Origin of the sequence: Endozoicomonas sp. YOMI1 (genome assembly GCF_024606345.1) — a bacterium.
GTDB lineage: Bacteria > Pseudomonadota > Gammaproteobacteria > Pseudomonadales > Endozoicomonadaceae > Endozoicomonas.
Genome location: NZ_JAHHPM010000152.1, coordinates 1 through 3417, shown reverse-complemented (window position 1 = coordinate 3417; position 3417 = coordinate 1). Strand labels below are relative to the sequence as shown.

Here is a 3417-nt window from a genome sequence, read left to right as displayed (position 1 = left end):
TTCACCTCACAAAACCGAATTTTTATCCTCAATTTTCTGTCGTCCTCGCTACGGGGTCGCCTAGACGGGCGCTATTCTCGGACAGCCTCCTAGCCACCGGATCTTTTGGCATCAAAACCCGCTTTTTTCAAATGTTCAACCATGATATCAACGTGGTCTCCCTGAAGTTCAATATTGCCCTCTTTAACCGCACCACCGCCGCCACAGCGTTTCTTTAACTGCTTGGCAAACGCTTTCAGTTCATTGCCTGCCAACGGCAGTCCGCTGATGACCGTGACCAGTTTACCGCCTCTTCCTTTTTTCTCCGGACGAACACGAACGTTGCCATCACCCACCACTTCTGGTGTGGTTGTTTCTTCCTTTATTCGACCAACATCGGTGGAATAGACCAGCTTACTTTCTGAGCTACGTTGATAGTTGCTCATTGTTAACCTCTTGGTTCATAAAATTATCTTTTTAACGTCATACCTATCACTTGTCCAGAAGCCAAAAAACAGTGTCAGGTCTTGGAAAAACCTGCTCCCAACTATCATCATTGTGCAGAGTGACCGAAAATCAGGGGAGTAAATGACAGTGAAGTACGTGGTCAGTGTCAGTCAACCAGCCGGTTACGCAGCAATCTGGTATTCGAAAAGCATTTTTTGTTATTTCCCATGAAATAGAATTTTGCTCATTAGCCAAGGATGCATCGGTTAGCCGATTGGGTACAAACTCACCTAACAGCGGGCTTTGCAAAGTTTGGGCAGGGTTATCTGAAACAGGAGGATCCTGGCTATTACAAGCTTCCAGGTAGATGGTTAACAGCTCTTCGACCTTTTCATCAACTGGGTTTATGCTTGCCAGAAGTTCAGAACGGGAAATCATTATATCCACAATTAATTTATTGTCGTCTGACCTGTTCCAGAAATAGTGCTGAAAATTAGCAAAAAAATCGTTAAAGTCTGCAGTCTTGACGGATCTATCAAAAAAATCATTCAGAAAAAATTGCCCGGCATAACTTTCGCTCAGTTTGACCAGCGCTTGCACAACCCTATCAAGCTCAGGCATATCTTCAGCACCAGCCATACGTTTACGGTCTTTCAGGCGTTTAATTATTGTTGAAAAAGCGTTTGCCTTCTCATAATTAGTGATTACATCAATAATTTCACTTATTTCTTTTTTAATGTTATCCACTTTTAATACCTCAGTAATCTCATCTATTTTTTTCCTGATCTCATCTTTGTCATCTTTATTTGCTACCTGCAATTGAAACTGGTTTAAAAGCGTGATGAATCGGTCTGTTTCCAGCTGAAGTTTCGCAAATAAAGAATTGAAGTGTTCAAGATATATCACATGATGAAACTGTTGGGCGAAGTCCAAAATACCAATATTACTTCTCTCAATCCTGTATCTGATCTTTTTCTTCAGTGTGTCAATTATGATCAAAAACACTTCGTGTTGTGCGGCCTGGCTGTCCATTACTGGTCCATTACTGGGAATTCATGATTTTTGTTAGTCACCAGCACTGCTTGTCTGCAACCGGGGCGTGGATGCGGGACAAAACCACCAGCTATGACCATTTGAAATGTTGCTCCGGTGACATCTTCACCATCATCCGTGGTCAACACCGGATATTGGTATTTTTTCGTCTCTATGCAGGGCGGACAATTATACAACTCTTGATGCCTGATCTTTGGTGTAGACCTGCAGCCATGCCAGTGTGAAGCAATTAACATATAGTGGTGATTGTATTGAAACCAATAACATCCAACGAAACCATAGTGACAATTTACGACTCCTTTTCTGTGCAAACCGATGCCCGCTTCAGCCATGTTTGCCGGAGACAGATGCCCTTCGTAGGGTTTGTCTTCATGATAAAAATCCCTGTAGTGATTATATTTGCCGTTAATTGTAAGATTCATCTGTTTTTCATGACCCCGTCTTGGCAGCGACTTGAAATGACCTGTTTTCGCTGGTTTCAGATGATATGCAAACAGTGCAGGATCTGACCATTAAGCACGTGACAAGTTCATTTTTTTTGCATACAACAGTTGTTTATCAATCTCGAATTGTGTCCTCTGTCAATTAGTTAAACTAATACTGTCGTTCATTACCGTTGGCAGTGAGCACAATAACAGCTGCTCCGGTTCCCCAGTTTTATTGCCTTAATGGTTTTGCCGCACTGGATGCACGGCTGGCCTGCCCGGCCATAAACCGCCAGCTCCTGTTTAAAGTAACCGGGTTTACCATCTCCCCCGACAAAATCACGCAAGGTTGTACCGCCTTGTTCAATCGCTTTGGCCAGAGTCTCTTTGATAGCGTCAACCAGCCGTTCATAGCGTTTCAGAGAGATTTTTCCACTGGCTCGGTCAGGCCTTATACCGGCTTTGAACAATGCTTCACTGGCATAAATGTTACCGACACCGACCACCACTTTATTGTCCATAATAAACGTCTTTACTGACTGGCTTCTGCCCCGGGACATTTGCCATAGCCGCTGGGCCGTGAACCCACTGTCCAGAGGCTCAGGCCCCAAGTGCTTTAGCAGCTTATGTTCATGGAGAGGGCGTGCAGACCAGAGAACGGCACCGAAACGGCGGGGGTCTGTGTATCTTAATCGTTGTCCATCGGTCAGCAGAATATCAACATGGTCGTGTTTTTCCGGAGGTGTATCGGTTGTTATCACCCTCAGGCTACCGGACATCCCCAGGTGCAGAATCAGGTGGCCTGACCCGGTATCCAGCAGCAGGTACTTTGCCCTTCTCTTTACCTGCCTGATCGTCTTGCCACTGAGGATTTGATTGATATTGTCAGGCACCGGCCAGCGGAGACTGGGTTCACGGACAATGATTTCCTGAATGGTGTGACCTTCAATATGAGGCTCAATGCCTCGCCGGGTGGTTTCAACTTCTGGTAGCTCCGGCATGGTTGTCTGCTCCGTTGATACGATCAAATTACTGCCTTCTGGCCGGTCATCAAATCCGTTATCAGTTTTATAATACGCTAACTGGCGGCCCTCCTGAATCATGCCGACTTTTTCGATCATTTATGGACATTTCAGCAAAGTAAACTTTAGCCAGAGCAGCAGTCTACTTTTTATATTTTTTATTACTTGAATTCAGGAAAATATAATTATGGAAACAGGTGCTGCTGGTATAAGTTGGAAATACACGACATCAGGTAATGATTATAAGCAACCGGATGATCATGCCGATGCTTCAAGGAGTGGGCTATATAGGCATGGCTCAGTCAGGCAGACGAATACTCCACCCTTCTATATCCCAAGGCGTAATGAATTTTGTCATACTTCTGACGCATGTTCTGCTCACTATCCACCAAAACACTCAGTAAAACCTATACATGATTTTAATGCTCTCATCACGCAAGAAAAAATGGATTGGCTGGTGAGTATATCTGCTCGTTATGGTGATCGCTATG

The 3417-nt window shown here is 44.4% G+C and carries 5 protein-coding genes; 1 reads left to right on the top strand and 4 read right to left on the bottom strand.

What is annotated here, in order from left to right:
• Positions 1–89: 89 nt before the first annotated feature.
• From KDK15_RS05320 to mutM, 4 genes are all read right to left on the bottom strand, one after another.
• Positions 90–425, bottom strand: a complete 336-nt coding sequence (locus tag KDK15_RS05320; protein WP_257294327.1) for a translation initiation factor — start codon at positions 423–425, stop codon at positions 90–92.
• 130 nt (positions 426–555) lie between these two features.
• Positions 556–1458 (bottom strand): hypothetical protein, encoded by a 903-nt coding sequence (locus tag KDK15_RS05315; protein ID WP_257294326.1) that lies wholly within the window; start codon positions 1456–1458, stop codon positions 556–558.
• On the bottom strand, positions 1458–1901 hold the full coding sequence (locus KDK15_RS05310; RefSeq protein ID WP_257294325.1) for a hypothetical protein: 444 nt from the start codon (positions 1899–1901) through the stop codon (positions 1458–1460). Before KDK15_RS05310 ends, KDK15_RS05315 begins: the two co-directional genes overlap by 1 nt.
• 188 nt (positions 1902–2089) lie before the next feature.
• The gene (gene mutM / locus KDK15_RS05305) at positions 2090–2905 is read right to left on the bottom strand and encodes a bifunctional DNA-formamidopyrimidine glycosylase/DNA-(apurinic or apyrimidinic site) lyase (protein WP_257294328.1); all 816 of its coding nucleotides are present in this window, start codon (positions 2903–2905) and stop codon (positions 2090–2092) included.
• A gap of 208 nt (positions 2906–3113) precedes the next feature.
• Between mutM and KDK15_RS05300 the strand changes: the two genes are divergently transcribed.
• Positions 3114–3417: hypothetical protein (locus KDK15_RS05300; RefSeq protein ID WP_257294324.1), on the top strand; the 304-nt coding region annotated here is incomplete at its 3' end.